12 protein-coding genes and 1 tRNA gene are annotated in these 16,341 nt (G+C 63.3%); 8 read left to right on the top strand and 5 right to left on the bottom strand.

What is annotated here, in order from left to right; translation table 11 throughout:
• Positions 1-120 precede the first annotated feature (120 nt).
• The 3 genes from ACEQXV_RS06545 to ACEQXV_RS06535 all read right to left on the bottom strand — a co-directional run bounded on the left by ACEQXV_RS06545 (position 121) and on the right by ACEQXV_RS06535 (position 3,625).
• Positions 121-714 carry an acyl-homoserine-lactone synthase gene (locus tag ACEQXV_RS06545; RefSeq protein ID WP_370268396.1) on the bottom strand — a complete coding sequence of 198 codons (594 nt, stop codon included), beginning with the start codon at positions 712-714 and terminating at the stop codon, positions 121-123.
• 585 nt (positions 715-1,299) lie between these two features.
• On the bottom strand, positions 1,300-2,700 hold the full coding sequence (locus tag ACEQXV_RS06540; protein WP_370268395.1) for an amidase family protein: 1,401 nt from the start codon (positions 2,698-2,700) through the stop codon (positions 1,300-1,302).
• Positions 2,701-2,863: 163 nt separating this feature from the next.
• On the bottom strand, positions 2,864-3,625 hold the full coding sequence (locus ACEQXV_RS06535; protein ID WP_370253822.1) for a DeoR/GlpR family DNA-binding transcription regulator: 762 nt from the start codon (positions 3,623-3,625) through the stop codon (positions 2,864-2,866).
• 139 nt (positions 3,626-3,764) lie between these two features.
• Between ACEQXV_RS06535 and ACEQXV_RS06530 the strand changes: the two genes are divergently transcribed.
• Positions 3,765-6,185 carry an FAD-dependent oxidoreductase gene (locus ACEQXV_RS06530; RefSeq protein WP_372525371.1) on the top strand — a complete coding sequence of 807 codons (2,421 nt, stop codon included), beginning with the start codon at positions 3,765-3,767 and terminating at the stop codon, positions 6,183-6,185.
• 11 nt (positions 6,186-6,196) lie between these two features.
• Positions 6,197-7,120 (top strand): phosphotransferase, encoded by a 924-nt coding sequence (locus ACEQXV_RS06525; RefSeq protein WP_370253819.1) that lies wholly within the window; start codon positions 6,197-6,199, stop codon positions 7,118-7,120.
• On the opposite strand, the gene ACEQXV_RS06520 is transcribed toward ACEQXV_RS06525, so the two are convergent.
• Positions 7,117-7,893: an inositol monophosphatase family protein gene (locus tag ACEQXV_RS06520; RefSeq protein WP_370253818.1), complete on the bottom strand. Its 777-nt coding sequence runs from the start codon at positions 7,891-7,893 to the stop codon at positions 7,117-7,119. The genes ACEQXV_RS06525 and ACEQXV_RS06520 overlap by 4 nt on opposite strands.
• Positions 7,894-8,080: 187 nt before the next feature.
• Here ACEQXV_RS06520 and ACEQXV_RS06515 point away from each other — a divergent pair, with 187 nt between their 5' ends.
• The 6 genes from ACEQXV_RS06515 (at position 8,081) to ACEQXV_RS06490 (ending at position 15,645) form a co-directional block, all read left to right on the top strand.
• Positions 8,081-9,010: an ABC transporter substrate-binding protein gene (locus tag ACEQXV_RS06515; RefSeq protein WP_370253817.1), complete on the top strand. Its 930-nt coding sequence runs from the start codon at positions 8,081-8,083 to the stop codon at positions 9,008-9,010.
• 134 nt (positions 9,011-9,144) lie between these two features.
• Positions 9,145-10,158, top strand: a complete 1,014-nt coding sequence (locus ACEQXV_RS06510; RefSeq protein ID WP_370253815.1) for a glycine betaine/L-proline ABC transporter ATP-binding protein — start codon at positions 9,145-9,147, stop codon at positions 10,156-10,158.
• Positions 10,158-12,140, top strand: a complete 1,983-nt coding sequence (locus tag ACEQXV_RS06505; RefSeq protein ID WP_370268392.1) for an ABC transporter permease — start codon at positions 10,158-10,160, stop codon at positions 12,138-12,140. Before ACEQXV_RS06510 ends, ACEQXV_RS06505 begins: the two co-directional genes overlap by 1 nt.
• Entirely contained in the window at positions 12,137-13,009 is an 873-nt protein-coding gene (locus tag ACEQXV_RS06500; protein ID WP_370268391.1) for a phosphotransferase, read from the top strand. The genes ACEQXV_RS06505 and ACEQXV_RS06500 overlap by 4 nt, the downstream gene beginning before the upstream one ends.
• Before the next feature lie 9 nt (positions 13,010-13,018).
• Positions 13,019-15,451 (top strand): FAD-dependent oxidoreductase, encoded by a 2,433-nt coding sequence (locus ACEQXV_RS06495; RefSeq protein WP_370268389.1) that lies wholly within the window; start codon positions 13,019-13,021, stop codon positions 15,449-15,451.
• A gap of 119 nt (positions 15,452-15,570) precedes the next feature.
• Positions 15,571-15,645 (top strand) — tRNA-Gly (locus tag ACEQXV_RS06490).
• A gap of 47 nt (positions 15,646-15,692) precedes the next feature.
• Here ACEQXV_RS06490 and ACEQXV_RS06485 read toward each other — a convergent pair.
• Positions 15,693-16,341 (bottom strand): zinc ABC transporter substrate-binding protein (locus ACEQXV_RS06485; protein WP_370268388.1); only part of this gene is annotated, 649 nt, incomplete at its 5' end.

The raw sequence follows: 16,341 nt of genomic DNA, 5'->3' as shown, positions 1-16,341 counted from the left end.
CTGCAAAGCCGCTCGAAAAGATGAATATTAATAGAGTTTGTCACAATAAAGGCCGAGACCGGTCGATATTCGAACCTGTCCGGGATTGGAAACTGGAGTGGCGGTTATATTTCGGAAGTCTTAGTGCATCTTCGTCGACATGCTGATTGTCACGCATCGAATGTCTTCACCGGCGACCTTAAGGGCCGGTCCGGCGGGTTGGCAATCCAGGCCGACGCGCCTGGCCAGTCTTGGCGAATTCTCGGGGATCAGTCCCAGGATCGACGCCGCGCCGCATTCCCGCGCCGTGCGCACCATTTCCGATATCAACTGCATCTGCACCCTGAAGCGCATCTTGGAGGTCACTTCCGAGGTCACGAACACCCGGCTGCTTTCCCAGATATGCGAGGCCACGGGCGCCTGCTCGTAGAGAAGGTTCGAGGGGATGGACTCGATCAATCCCCGTTGGGCATCGCGGATCATGTAGGTGTAAATCCCGCATTTGTGGGTCGTCGGGGTCAGGCGCACCCCGGCATAGACCTCGCCCATGTCATCATGGACGGCGACCCATCGGCTGGCGGGCGTGTCATACTGATCGAACTCCATCCCGTTGGCCTGCGAGAGATCCCAGTTCTTGCGGACGATGAACGTCCGGTGACGGGCACGCAGCAGGTTTGCAAACAGCTCTCCGTGGCTGTGGATGTTTTCGAAAGAGAGTGTCGTTGCGAGAAACATGGGCTGCTCCTGGGGGCGGTAAGTGCTTTCGACGGACTCGGTTTTGGGGTGATGGTGCGGGATCGGCTGGACACATCTCCAGCGACAGCCGGAAATGACGCGAAATCTGCCGTGCAATTGCAAAACCCTGCCAATCCCGGCGCAGTGAAACGCCGGATGAAATACGGGCCGAAAAGCCGGATCAATCGGTGGAGATGTGAACGTCTAGGGGTTGCTGCTCTTCATTCTGGACCTGCCTCTTTCTTTTCGTTGCCCAATTGAGGACACATTATTTCCCCTTTTTCCACCCTTTTTCACCTTTTTCAAAGAGAGAGGAATTTCGTTATCCCTGTATCTAGGGGGGCGAATTCGGGCCAAACCCAACTAATGGTGCTGGCTTCGATATTTGGGATGCAATCAATTGTGGCGAAATTGTGGCGAATTGCACCGTTTTGCCCCAATTCAAGGAAACAGAAAGGGGGAAATCCGAATCGAATTGCGAATCGGAGTGCGAGTCCAATCAGGGAGTCGGATTGACGATGCGCCGCGCGCGATCGGGCTGCCCTGGAAGATCGCGCCGTGGCGGCAGAAGACGCCAGCGCGCGATCAGCCCATTAAGGCGAGGGGCGGCAGACCGGCCATGGCCTCCAGGTCGCGCCCTGCGGCCAAAAGGATGTCCTCTCGGAAGCGGGCCGCGACCAGTTGCACACCAATCGGGCCCTTGGTCGAGTGCCCCAACGCAACTGACAGGGCGGGAACACCGATGGCGGGAATGGCACGCTGTGTCAGCTGCGCCTCGAATACCCGCGCGAAATCCTGTTCGGACGCAACGTCCAGCTGTTGCGGGAAGGGCGGCTCTGCCGACGTGGGGCAGAGCAGCAGCGAATAGGTCTCGAAATAGGCCTCCCACTCGCGGACAAGGCCAACGCGGGCTTGCAGCGTCTTCATGAGCGTGTCGAAACCAACCTCTCCGGCATCGCGCGACATCTGGTCAAAAACGAAGCTGGCATCGGCGTCAGCCTCTCGCGCGATCATGTCACCCGCGCCGAACTGGGTTTCAGCCATCCAAAGACGGGCGTTGACCTCAGCTGCGCGCCGCATGGGCGGGGCCTCGGCCTCTTCGACCGTCCAGCCCGAAGCCCGCAACATGTCGGCGGCTTGAAATAACGCGGCCTCGACCTCCCGCGATACGGACATGCCATCAGGAGCGATGGACAGCGCGGCCCGCCTGCGGAATTCGCCCCCGTTCAAGGGGGAAGGCACCCACCATGGGTCCCGGCTGTCGCCTGCTGACATGGCCGCGAGGGACAGGTCCAGATCCGCCATGCAGCGCGCGATCGGGCCGGAAACGGCCATGAGCTGAGCGCCGATATGCCGATCGGGGCCGCTGGCATTATAGGCGGGGACCCGGCCGAAAGAGGGCCGTAGCCCATGCACGCCGCAGGCATAGGCAGGGTAGCGAATGGACCCGGCGATATCGGTGCCATGGCCGATGGCGCAAAGACCTGCTGCCACCGCTGCCGCGGCCCCGCCAGAGGAACCGCCCGGCGTGATAGCCGCATCATGCGGGTTCAATGTCTGGCCATGGAGCGCGTTGCGGGTAAACCAGCGCAGCGAGAACGCAGGTGTATTGGTGCGCCCGACGATCACGCCGCCTGCCTTGCGGATGTTGGACACGACGGGGCTGTCCTGAGACGCGACAAGGGACGCCTGGGCGCGGATACCGTTCGTCGTGGCAAAGCCATGCTGGTCGACATTGACCTTGATCGTCACGGGCACCCCGCAGAGCGGACCGGGGTCTTCGCCCCGTGCCAGCTGCGCATCCAGCCTGCGCGCAGCCTCTCGCGCCTCGTCCGCGCAGTCCTGCACCACGGCGTTGATTTGCGGGTTGGCTGCGTCCATGCGCGCAAGCTGTGCGTCGATGGCCTCGCTGGCTGAAAACAGGCCGCTGCGAATCCCGGATGCAATCTCGCTGGCGGTCATGGCCCAGATCTGCGTGGCGCTCATCTCGGGGTCTCCTTTCGTGCAATGGGCCGGGATGCGGCGGGCGTTTCCCGCCACGCATCGGCCCTCGCCGTGCACTGTGAAGCGCAGAGACCCGGCGGGCAAGAACCCTGACGGGCATGGAATGCCGGGGCTGGAACAAGCACCGCCGGTGGTCGCGCCGGGGTCACCCCTTCGCGATGATGACCTTCAGAGAAGAGACCACGCCGGCAAAGGCGGGGTCCACGGGTTTGTCCGTGATCAGGAAATCCCCGGCCCCCAGGTTGGGCTGTCGCATGGCAGGCCTGCGGTCCTGCGGCGTGAACTTGGACGCATCCACGGCCATGATCGTATGGGTGGCGTTGCGCATCATCGCTGTCGCGATGTCGACTTCGCATTGCTCGTGCACAAGAAAGCCCTTCTGTGCATCCACCACCGAGGCAGAAAGCAGCGCGTAATCCACCTGCATCCGCTCGATCACTTCGAAGGCCGAGCGATCGAAGGCCGCGCCGTCATGGTCGCGCAGCTGTGTGCCTGCCATCGACACGTTGTTGCCCGGGATCATCGCCAGGGTGCTGGCCACGAAGGCAGAGTTGGTGACGACGGTGAGGTTCTTGCGCTCTCGCAGCGCCTGAGCGGCAAAAGCAGAGGTCGATCCCGTGTCGATCGCGATGCTGTCCCCGTCCTTGACGAGTGTCGCCACCTCGCGCGCAATCGCGATCTTGGCGGGCCGGTTATGGGTCATGCGTGCAAGGAAAGGAGGGTCCAGGGCGGATCGGTTCGACACAAGCGCGCCATGAACCTTGCTCAGATCGCCGCGTTCGACCAATGGCTTCACGACCCGCCGGATCGTCTGGTCAGACACTCCGAGATCCCTTGCGAGGTCCAGCACACTGATGCTGCCGCGAAGGTTAACGATCTCAAGAATGCGTGACTCGTATTTCGACATTGCTCTGCTTGTTTTGTCGACAGTTAACGTGGTCCGGTCACCCGGTCCAGTATCATCAACAGCAATTCAACAAAAATCAACAGAATTATTGTCAATTTGTAGGAATGTCCTATCGTGCCAGAAACCGAACGGGATTCGCATGATGGCAAGACACGCGGCAAGGCACCTCATTATCGGCGGTGGCATCATTGGATGTTCCATTGCCTATCACCTGACACGAAACGGCGAAAAGGACGTGCTGCTGCTGGAGCGCGCCAACCTGACGGAAGGCGCCACCTGGCATGCGGCCGGGCTTGTTGGGCAGCTTCGCTCGTCGCGCAATACCACGCGGATGTTGAAGAAATCGGTCGAGATGTATGACCGGCTTCAGAACGAAGAGGGCATGCAGTTCGACTGGAAGAAGACCGGATCCCTGCGCCTTGCCGCCACGAAAGAGCGTCTGCTGGAGGCCAAGCGCCTGGTCACGATGGCGCGCAGCTTCGACCTTGAAATGTCGATCATATCGCCGGAAGAGGCCAAGGACCTGTTTCCGCTGATAGATGCCAAGGGCCTGCATGGCGCGGCCTACATCCCGTCTGACGGATATGTCGATCCCGCGTCGCTGTGCCAGGCCGTTGCAGGAGCCGCTCGCAGGCAGGGCGCTCAGATCAGGCAGGGCGTCGAGGTCACGGATTTCACGATCCGGGGCGGGCGCATTACCGAGGTGATCGCGGGCGACGACATCTACGAAGCCGAAACAGTGATCCTGGCCACCGGCATGTGGAGCCGAGAGCTTGGCGCGAAACTGGGCATTCGCGTTCCGGCCTGCGCGGTCGAACATCAGTATATCGTCACCGAGTCCACCGGTTCCGAGATTGGCCACTATCCAACCCTGCGCGACCCCGAGCGGCTGGTCTACTACAAGCCTGACGTAGGCGGGCGGCTGGTGATCGGCGGCTATGAGGAGGGCACGCTACCTTTCGGAAATCCACAGATTCCGGGGGCCTTCGTGCGCCAGCTTCTGCCGGAAAACCTCGACAGGTTCCTGCCCCTGGCCGAGCTGGCCGGGCAGGTGACACCGATCGTCAACGAGGTCGGTATCCGCCAGGTCATCAACGGGCCCATCCCCTATTCGGCGGATGGCGATTTCGTCATGGGCTGGCAACCGGGCTTCGACAACCTGATGCTGGCAACCGGGTTTCTCTATGGAATCGCCGCCGGCGGCGGGGCAGGCGAGATGATCGCCGAGTGGGTGATGAACGGCAAACCATCGCTCGATCTCTGGCCGCTGGACGTGCGCCGCTTCGGCCCGCATCACGGAACCCGCGCCTTCATGTATCCGCGCGCGGTCGAGCACTACGCGCATCACTACAAGATGCGCTACCCGGGGCAGGAGCATGAGACAGCGCGCAACCTGCGCCTTTCCCCGCTCTATCAGCGGCTCAAGGAGGCGGGCGCGGTCTACGGGTCCAAGAACGGATGGGAGCGGCCGCTCTGGTTCGCGCCCGACGGGGTGGCGCCCGTCGACCAGCTCGACTTCCTGGACCCTGGCTGGAAGGCATTCGCGGCCGAGGAACACAAAGCGGTGCGAGAGCGCGTGGCGCTGATCGACCAGTCCTCCTTCTCCAAGTTCGAGATCATCGGGCCGGGTGTCCTGGACATGCTGCAAGGGCTTTGTGTTTCCAACATGGACAAGCCCATCGGGGCGATCATCTACACCCAGATGTGCAACGCACAGGGCGGGACCGAGGCGGATGTGACTTTCATTCGCCTCGCCCGCGACCGGTTCTACATGGTCACGGGGTCCGGTTTCGGGGTGCATGACAGCGACTGGATCAAGCGCAACATGCCCCAGGATGGATCGGTCCACCTTGTCGAAGTGACTTCGGGCAAGGCGGTCGTGAACATCGTTGGCCCGAATTCGCGCGAGGTCCTTGCCAGGGCATCCGAGTCGGATGTTTCGAACGCCGCGATCCCGTTTTCCAACGCCCGCGAGATCATCATCGGTGCGGCCCCGGTTCTGGCGGCCCGGATCGGATATGTTGGAGAGCGCGGCTACGAGCTTCACATCCCCACCGAATTCGCGGCCCATGTCTACGAGGCGCTATGGGCTGCGGGACAGGAGGCGGGCATCGCCAATGTCGGGTACCGGGCCATCGAAAGCCTGCGCATGGAAAAAGGCTATGTCTATTGGTCGGGGGACGTGACGCCCGACTACACCCCGGTGGAGGCCGGGCTGGGTTTTCGTGTGCATCTCAAGTCGAAGGGGGCGTTTCTCGGGCGGGATGTCCTGGAAGCGCAGAAGTCCGGCCAGCTGAAACGCAAGTTGTGTACTTTTGTAAGCGACCGGCACCTTCCCCTGACCGGGGGCGAGACCGTCTTGCTGGGCGACCGGGTCGTTTCGCTTGCCACCTCGACGGGCTATGGCCACAGCGTGGGCAAGACCATCCTGCGCGGCTATCTCGACAAGGCCCATTGGCAGACCACGAATTTCGATCTGGAAGTGTTCGGCGAGCGCCACCCCATCACCCAAGTGCAGGGGCCCGTCTACGATCCTGAAAACAACGCCCTGAAAGGGTAGGAAGGCAAAGCATGACAGAGTATTCAGATCAGGTGATCGCGGCGCTGCACAAGGTGCCGGGTTTCGACGGGGCCAAGGCAGACAGCATCACGCGGCTTGGCGGCATGACCAACCTGGTGCACCGGGTCGACAGTAGCGCGGGATCGGTCATCGTGCGCATTCCCGGCGCGGGTACCGAGGAATACATTGATCGTGCCATCGAAGCGCATAATGCCGAGGCCGCGGCCCGCGCGGGCGTCTCGCCCGATGTGCTCTACGCGGACCCCGCGACCGGGGTGATGGTCACCCGAACCGTGCCGGATATCGAAACGATGACGCCCGAGCTGTTTTGCGCGCGTGCAGGCTCGCCCGCCCGGGCGGGGACGGCGCTGGCCAAGCTGCACAACTCGGGCGAGAGCTTCCAGTTCCGGTTCGAGCTTTTCGCGATGATCGACGACTACCTGAAGGTTCTGTCCACCAAGGACGTGGACCTGCCCGAAGGCTATCATGACATCGTGGCCGCCGCCGAACCGGTCAAGGAAGCGCTAGCCAATGCCGATCTGCCGCTGGCCCCCTGTCATTGCGACCCCTTGTGCGAGAACTTTCTCGATGATGGCGCCGTCATGTGGATCGTGGATTGGGAATACTCCGGCATGAATGACCCCTTGTGGGACGTGGGCGACCTGGCGGTGGAAGCGGGCATGGATGCAGACCAGGAGGCCGAGCTGATGCGCGCCTATTTCGGGCGCCCCCCCACCGAAGCCGAAACCGGGCGCATGGTGATCTACAAGGCCATGTGCGACCTGCTTTGGACGCTCTGGGGGCTGATCCAGCATGCCGATGACAACCCGGCCGAGGATTTCTGGGCCTATGCCACGGGCCGGTTCGACCGGTGCAAGGCCCTGATGCAGGATCCGGGCTTTCCGTCCCATATCGAGGCTGTCAGGCGCGGCTAGGGCGAGACCAGTTCGAGCAACTGTGCGTGGAGCTCCGGGGTGGCCGCCGTCAGGGTCCGCCCGTCGGAGTCCAGTGTCAGGGGCTTGCCCTGCCAATCGGTCATGATCCCGCCGGCGGCCTGAACGACGGCGGCCACGGGCAGGTAGTCGTAGGGCTGGAGGTCGAAATCGACGACCGCATCGACCGTGCCAGCGGCCACCAGCGCGTGGCCGTAGCAATCCGCCCCCATGCGCCGCAGACCCGCCGAACGCACCAGCGTGCCGAAGACCTCGGGTTCGCGCAGCGCCAGCTTGTCGCCTTCGTTGATGAAGAGCCGCGCCTGCGACAGCGCCGTGCAACGGCTGGCCGAGATCGGCTCGCCGTTGCGCCACGCGCCCAGCCCTGCCGCGCCTGCATAGACCTCGCCAAGCGCGGGCATGCGGATCGCCCCCACCGAGGTGCCGCCGGGGTCGTGAAATCCAAGCAACATGCCAAACAGGGGAAGGCCCGCGATGAAGGACCGGGTCCCGTCGATCGGGTCGATGATCCAGGTGCGGCTGTCGTTTCCGGAACGGCCCATCTCTTCTCCGAAAACGGGTTCGCCGGGGAAGCGCGCGGACAGCAGATTCCGTATTCGTCTCTCGGTCTCGCGGTCGGCGACCGTGACCGGGCTGTCGTCGGCCTTGGTCTCGACGCGCGACACCTGCCGGAAGTGCTGCATGGCGACCTTCGCGGCCTCAGCAGTGATCTCGATCGCGGCAGTCAGTCGGGACTGGGGGCTGACAGGGGGCATGATCTTCTACCTTTGAGCGAATTTTGACCAGAATTACCCCGACTTCTGTCGCTCGTCGAGCGCAAGTGTTGAATTTTGTTGATTTGAGGGAAGATAGGTGTTGGAGTTGGATCACAGAAGGCGACTCGGACGCACCCGTCGGCGCATCCGGGCATAGCCCGCGAAGACGACAACAAGGAGGACACTCATGAAAAAGTTCGTAGCCGCGTCTGCCATTGCATGTGCTGCAATGCCGGCGCTTGCAGACAGCTCTGATCCGATCGTGTTGACCCTGCATGACTGGTCAGGCCAGCTGATCACCACCACCTTGATGGGCGAGGTCCTCGTGGCCGCGGGCCATAACGTGGAATATGTTCAGGCCGATTACATCGCGCAATTCGCTGGACTGGAAACCGGCGACCTGCATGTCGCCATGGAAATCTGGGAAACCACGGGCCGCGAAGCGATGGATGCGGCCTTTGCCACCGGCAATGTCGTTTCGATGGGCGAAACCGGCCTGATGGCGATCGAGGAATGGTGGTATCCGTCCTACATGGAAGAGCGTTGCCCCGGCCTTCCCAACTGGGAAGCCCTGCGCGATTGCGCCTCGGAATTCGCCACGCCTGAAACGGCTCCGTTCGGCCGCTATCTTGGTGGCCCCGTGACCTGGGGTGGCTTCGATGAAGAACGGGTCGAGGCGCTGGAGCTTGACTTCGAAGTCGTCCATGCTGGCACAGACGCCGCGCTTTTCGCAGAGCTCGAGGCCGCCTATCAGCGCCAGGACCCGATCATCCTATGGATTTACTCGCCGCACTGGGCACCTGCGCAATACGAGGGCTCGTTCATCGAATTCCCGCCCTTCACGCCCGAATGCTACAGCGACCCCTCGGTCGGCGTGAACCCCGACGCGGCCTATGACTGCGGCAAGCCGACCGGTCCGATCTGGGCCGTGGCCCATGCCGGCCTGCTGGAAAGCCATCCCGACGCCTCGCGCGCGATCCAGAACTTCACCCTCACCAATGATGACTACGGTGCGATGGTGGCTGAGGTCGACCTGAACGGCGCGACGGTCGAAGAGGTCGTCGCGGCCTGGATGGCGGCGAATGAATCCACCTGGCGGGCCTGGATCGCCAACTGATCCTGCCTGGCCAGGACCTGCATGCCCCCTGTCCTTCCGGGGGCATGCATTCTTGACGGAAGCGACCGGGCCCGCGGCCAGCGTGCCCCGGCGCCTGATCCCGTCCCCCGGGGCAAGCCAAATGCGAGCGTGAAATGAGTCGGACCGTCCTGCTTGATTGTCAGAATATCTGGAAACTCTACGGTGCGGGTGCTGACAAGATCCTGGCCTCGGACCCGAGTCCAAGCCTGGACGATCTCAAATCGGCCAACTTGATCGGGGCCGTGCGCGATGCGAGCCTTCAGATCATGAAGGGCGAAATCTTCGTGATCATGGGGCTGTCCGGGTCTGGCAAATCCACGTTGGTGCGGTGCCTGTCGCGGTTGGTGGAGCCTACTTCGGGGCATATCCAGTTCGAAGGCTCGGACCTGCTTGGCGCCACGGATGCGGAACTGATCGAGATCCGGCGCAAGAAGATGGGCATGGTGTTCCAGCAGTTTGCCCTGCTGCCGCACCTGACCGTTCTGGAAAACGCGGCCTTTCCCCTCGATGTGCAGGGCGTGCCTCGCAAGGTCCGGGAAGAACGGGCGCGCGAAGTGATCGAACTGGTCGGCCTGAAAGGGCGCGAGGATTACTATCCCCGCCAGCTTTCGGGCGGGCAGCAGCAACGGGTGGGAATCGCCCGCTCGCTCGTGGTTGAGCCGGACCTCTGGTTCCTCGACGAGCCGTTTTCGGCGCTCGATCCCCTGATCCGGCGCGAAATGCAGGATGAGTTCATTCGCCTGCAGAACATGCTCAGGAAAACCATCGTCTTCATCACCCATGACTTTGACGAGGCGATCCGCCTGGCCGACCGGATTGCGGTGATGAAGGACGGGGCGATCGAACAGATCGCTGCGCCCGAAGAACTGGTTCTGAACCCGGCAACCGACTATGTCGCCGAGTTCACGCGCCACGTCTCTCGCGCCAAGGTGATCCGCGTGGGCACCGTCATGTCAGACGCCATCGCGACGGATTTCGCGGGGGACGTGGCTCATGACGCCACGGTCGAGAGCATTGCTGACGCGGTTGAATCCGCCGACACGCCGCACCGCGTGATGCGCGAGGGCAGGGTGGTTGGACAAATCGACCGCAAGGCCGTGGTCGATGTTCTGGTGGGGCGCATGTGATGCGGCGCTGGCTGACCTGGACCACCGGCTTCTGGCTGGCCCTCTTTGCCGTCACCTGGGGCCTGTCGACCTATTCCTTCCAGCTTTACCGGGCCTTGGATGCGCGCTGGATCGTGCGCTTCCCCCGTGGGTATCAGCTGTCGACCGAAGACTGGATCACCGCCTTTCTCGACTGGCTTGTGGATCGCGCCCATTTCGTTCTTTTCACCTTTCGCGATGTCACGCGGGCCATCGCGGCGCTCATCGAGGCGCCTTACCAGGTCTTGCGCAATCTCTTGATCGAGGGCTTCCAGAGCGGCCTGGGCGAAAGCGCCGTGCAGCTTGCCCCCTCGCTGAGCTGGATCGCGGTTATCGCGGTTGCCGTGGCCATCGCCCATTACGCCCGCGACTGGATCCTGGGTGCGCTGACCGGGGCCTGTTTTCTCTACCTTGCAATCTTCGGGCAGTGGGAAAGCGCGATGATCACCCTGGCCTCGATCCTGATTGCGGTGCCGATCGGCGCGATCGGCGGGCTGCTGCTGGGGATCGCGGCCTATCGCAGCGCGCTTGTCGACAAGCTCCTGCGCCCGATCCTGGACCTGATGCAGACCGTTCCCGTCTTTGCCTATCTCGTGCCGATCCTGATCCTGTTCGGCTTCGGCCCCGTGGCCGCCCTCGTGGCGACGGTCATCTACGCGATGCCACCCATGGTGCGGGTCACCATCGTCGCGCTCAAGGGCGTGCCTGACGAGATCAGGGAGGCCGGGCAGATGGTCGGCTGCACGCGCCGCCAGATGATGTGGAAGGTTCTTGTCCCCTCGGCGAGATCGGGCCTGATGGTGGGCGTCAACCAGGTCATCATGCTGTCGCTCAACATGGTCATCATCGCCTCGATGATCGGGGCAGGCGGGCTTGGCTTCGACGTGCTGTCCAGCCTGCGCCGCCTCGACATCGGAGGCGGGATCGAGGCGGGGCTGGCGATCGTCGTTATGGCCATCGCGCTGGACCGCGTGAGCCAGGCCTTTGCTACGCGCGGCGTTCAGGAGCCGCTTGCAGGGAACGTTTTGCAACGCCACCCCTGGGTGAGCACGTCTTTCGCAGTGATCGCGGGCACGCTGATATTGGGGCAGTTCATTCCCGCGATCCAGAGCTACCCGGATGCGCTGACCCTGACCACCGGGCCGTTCTGGTCCGATGCGATGGAATGGATCAACGTCAATTTCTTCGACACGTTCGAAGCGATCAAGCTGGTGATCCTCCAATGGCTCTTGCTGCCCGTCAAAGGGTTCTTCACCGGAATCCCCTGGGCCTGGGGCATCATCGCGGCGGGGCTGTTTTCCTGGAAACTGGCAGGCTGGCGCACGGGCCTTCTGGCCTCTGTCTTCATGGGGTTCATCGCCGCGAGCGGGCTTTGGGACAAGGCGATGGTCACGATCTACCTGTGCGGTGTTTCGGTTTTCCTGGCCATGTTGATCGGCATTCCTCTTGGGATCTGGGCGGCCGAGCGCCCGGGAGCAGGGCGGATCATCCTTGGGCTGATGGATACGCTTCAGACCTTGCCGAGCTTCGTTTACCTGATCCCCGTGGTCATGCTGTTCCGCGTTGGTGATTTCAGCGCGATGGTGGCCGTGGTGCTCTACGCTCTGGCCCCCGCGGTGCGCTACGCGGCCTTCGGTCTGCGCGAGGTCCCCGAGCCCCTGATCGAGGCAGGCCGCATGGCGGGCTGCACCCCGCGGCAGCTGCTCTTCCGGGTCAAGCTGCCGCTGGCCACCCCGCAGCTTCTTCTGGGGCTCAACCAGACGATCATGCTGGCAATGTCCATGCTGGTGATCACAGCGCTGGTTGGCACCCGCGACCTCGGGCAGGAGGTCTACATCGCCCTGACGCGGGCCGATGCGGGGCAGGGCGTGGTGGCGGGTCTCGCGGTAGCCTTCATCGCGATGATCGCGGACCGCGTCGTTCATGCCGCCGCAGACGGGCAACGCAGGAGGCTGGGACTATGACCAATGCATTGGAGCGGGCGGCGGCGCTTGGCTGCTTTTCCAACCCGACCGACATAACCCCCCTGGGGGGCGGGATCACCAACGTGAACCTGCGGGTGACGGACGGGGGCGCGCACTACGTTGTCCGGTTGGGCGACGACATTCCCGAACATGGCGTGATGCGCTGGAACGAACTGGTGCTGAGCCGGGCCGCCCATGCCCTCGGCGTGTCCCCACGCGTTGTGCATCATGAACCTGGGGCCCTCGTGCTCGACTTCCTGAATGCGCGCACCTTTGCCGAGGAAGACGTGCGCGACCCGGCCAACCTTCCCGGCATCATCGAGCTTGTCGGCCGGGTGCATCGGGGGTTGGGGGCGCATCTGACCTCGCCCATCCTGACCTTCTGGCCCTTCCAGGTGAACCAGACCTACATGACCCGCCTTGTCGCCGATGGTTCGGCCCACGCCTCGAGACTGCCGGAGTTCCAGCACGCGCAGGAGAGGCTGATCGCTGCCACCGGGCCGGTGGAACTTGTCATCGGGCATAACGACCTTCTGGCAGCCAACATCCTGGATGACGGCAGCAAGCTTTGGCTGATCGACTGGGAATACGGCGGCTTCAATACCCCCCTGTTCGATCTCGCAGGCCTTGCGGGCAACAACGGCCTTTCCGAGACGCAGGAACGCGACATGCTGCGCCAGTATTTCGGTGAGGATCCGGACCAGCGATGGCGCGCCTACCAGGCCATGAAATGCGCCTCGCTCATGCGCGAAACCCTGTGGTCCATGACCTCGGAAATCCATTCCGAGATCGACTTCGATTACGCCGCCTACACGGCGGAAAACATCGAGCGGCTGAATGCCTCCCTCTCAGACTTCAACAACACATAAGAGAGTAAAATGAGTCTGCCTTCTTCTTCGAAAATCATCATCATCGGCGGCGGTATCGTGGGGTGCTCGACCGCCTATCACCTGGCGCAGATGGGCCAGGAGGTGCTGCTTCTGGAGAAGGCCGCGCTCACCTCCGGCTCGACATGGCACGCGGCCGGGCTTGTCGGGCAGTTGCGCTCGAACGCCAATATCACCCAGCTTCTGGGCTATTCGATCGACCTCTATAATCGCCTGGAAGAGGAAACCGGGCTCGCCACTGGCTGGAAGATGAATGGCGGTCTGCGCCTGGCCTGTAACGAGGAGCGCTGGACCGAGGTCAAGCGCCAGGCCACCACCGCGCATTCCTTCGGCCTCGACATGCAGCTGCTGACGCCGAAAGAGGCGCAGGACCTGTGGCCTCTGATGGATATCGGCGACGTGGTCGGCGCCGCCTTCCTGCCCACAGATGGGCAGGCCAGCCCTTCGGACATCACGCAGGCGCTGGCAAAGGGCGCGCGCAGCAAGGGGGCCAGGCTGGTCGAACATTGCCCGGTCTCCCAGATCATGACCGAGAAGGGCAAGTTGGTCGGGGTGCGCACGGCCCAGGGCGACATAAGCTGCGAGAAGCTGGTCCTGTGCTGTGGGCAATGGACCCGGGACCTGGCCGCCACCATCGGTGTGACCGTGCCTCTGGTCTCTGTTGAACATCAATACATGATCTCCGAACCCTTCGGCGTGCCCTCCGACCTGCCGACCCTGCGAGACCCCGATCGCCTGACCTACTACAAGGAAGAGGTCGGCGGGCTGGTGATGGGCGGCTACGAACCCAACGGCATTCCCTGGGCACAGACGGGCATTCCCGATCCGTTCGACTTCCAGCTTCTGGAGTCCAATTTCGACCATTTCGAGCAACTTGTGGAGCTGGCTCTGCCGCGCGTGCCAAAACTGGCGGAGGTCGGGGTCAAGCAACTGCTGAACGGACCCGAGAGCTTCACGCCCGACGGCAATTTCATTATCGGCGAAGCGCCCGAGATGGCGAATGTCTTCGTCGGGGCTGGCTTCAATGCCTTTGGTATTGCCGCAGGCGGTGGGGCCGGGATGGCGCTTGCCGAATGGGTTGCCAAGGGCGCGCCACCCTACGACCTGTGGGCCGCTGACATCCGCCGTTTCGGTCGCCCCCACACCGACACCGACTGGGTCCGCACCCGCACCCTCGAAGCCTATGGCAAGCATTACACGATGGCCTGGCCCTCGGAAGAACACCAAAGCGGTCGTCCCTGCCGGCGCTCTCCGCTTTATGAAACGCTCAAGGCATCGGGGGCGGTATTCGGAGAGAAACTGGGCTGGGAACGCCCCAACTGGTTCGCGGAACCGGGCGAAGACGCGCGCGATGTCTACACTTTCGCGCGCCCGAACTGGCATGATCCGGTCGGGCGGGAACACAAGGCGGCGCGTGAGGCTGCCGTGCTGTTCGACCAGACCTCCTTCGCGAAATACATCCTGACCGGCCCGGATGCCGAGGCGGCGCTGCAATGGATTGCCGCGAACCGCGTCGACAGGCCCGTTGGGTCGATCATCTACACCCAGATGCTGAACGACAAGGCGGGCATCGAGTGCGACCTGACCTGCGTGCGCACCGGGCAGGACGAATACTACATCGTCACCGGCACTGGCTATGCCACCCATGATTTCGACTGGATCCGGCGCACGATCCCGGACGGGATGAATGCCCAGATCGTGGATGTGACCTCGTCCAACGCGGTGCTGTCGCTCTTCGGCCCCAAGGCCCGCGACATTCTTCAGGCGGTCACGAATGACGATGTGTCGAACGAGGCACAGCCCTTCGGTCGCGCCAAGAAGATCGGCATTGCTGGCTGCCCCGTGCTGGCCATGCGTATCACCTATGTCGGGGAACTTGGCTGGGAACTGCATCTGCCGACGGAATACGCGCAGACCGTCTACGATGCGCTTCACGCCGCAGGCGCGCCGCACGGGTTGCGCAATGCGGGCTACCGGGCGATCGAAACGCTGCGACTGGAAAAGGGCTATCGCGCCTGGTCCTCTGATATCGGTCCGGACCACACCCCGGACGAAGCCGGGCTGGGCTGGGCTGTGAAGATGGCGTCGAACATCCCCTTCAAGGGCCGCGAGGCCGTCGCCCACCAGCGCGAGGCGGGGGTGAAGAAGATCATGGCCACCTTCACCACGGGCCCGGACGTGATCCTGTCGGGCCGGGAAACCATCTATCGCGACGGGAAACGCTGTGGCTGGCTGAGTTCGGCCGGGTTCGGGCATTCGATCGGGAAATCCATCGGCATGGGCTATGTCCGCAGCACCACGCCCATCGACCGCGATTACGTGCTTTCGGGCAGCTACGAGCTTGAGGTCGCCACGGTTCGTGTCCCGGCCGAGGTGACACTGGCACCGCTCTACGATCCCAGGATGGAAAGGGTGAAGTGCTGACGGCCATTTCTCCGGCCGTTCAGCAGGGTGCCGGGCGCGGCAGGGACCAGTTCCCGCCCTCCAGCCCATCCAGAGCGCTTGACCCTGCCCTGAGCATGTCCTAAGTCACATCTCGCTGAGCGGGCGTCGTATACTGGCTATTACCTCAGCCTTCCAAGCTGATGAAGCGGGTTCGATTCCCGCCGCCCGCTCCAATAGCCCCCCACACATTCCCGGCCTTCATTGCCGGTCCTCCTGCCGGTCATTCGCCGCCCAGGCAGGCCGCGACGTCGTTGGTTATCGCGGCGATCAGCGCAGGGTAGAAACCCGGCCCTGTCGACAGGGGTGCGCCCACCGGATCGACAGTGCCAAGGCGCGCACCGGTGCCCTGGGTCACCGTGTCGAGGATCGCGGGATTGAACTGAGGTTCGGAAAACGCGCAGACGACGCCTTCGGCCTCCACCAGCGCCCTGATTTCCGCCACGCGCGCGGCCGAGGGCGGGGCGGCATCGCTCAGGCTGATCGCCCCGACGCCTGCAAGGGCGAAGCGGGCTTCGAAATACTGGAACGCGTCGTGAAAGACCACGTAGGGCCGCTCGGCCAGCGGGGCCAGTCGATCAGCGGCGGCCGCCTGCGCGGCCGCAATCTCCGCGCGCCCCTCGGCGGCATTCGCCCGGTAGGTCTCGGCATTGGCCGGGTCCAGTTCCGCCAGCGCATCGGCAATCGACGCGAGCCAGGCCACCGCGTTCCGGGGGTCGAGCCAGGCATGAGGATCCGCGCCTTCATGCGCGTGATCGTGATCATGCTCATGGTGATCGTCTGGCTCGAAGGCAGCCTCTTCCCGGGCGCTGAGCACCATCGTGCCTTGAGTGTCCAGAAGCTCCATCACCACGGCCCCTGCCGCAAGCTGA

The sequence above is a fragment of the Nioella sp. genome (assembly GCF_964229645.1).
Taxonomy (GTDB): domain Bacteria; phylum Pseudomonadota; class Alphaproteobacteria; order Rhodobacterales; family Rhodobacteraceae; genus Nioella.
The sequence above is the reverse complement of the archived record's forward strand: the minus strand, read 5'-3'. Positions and strand labels throughout refer to the sequence as shown.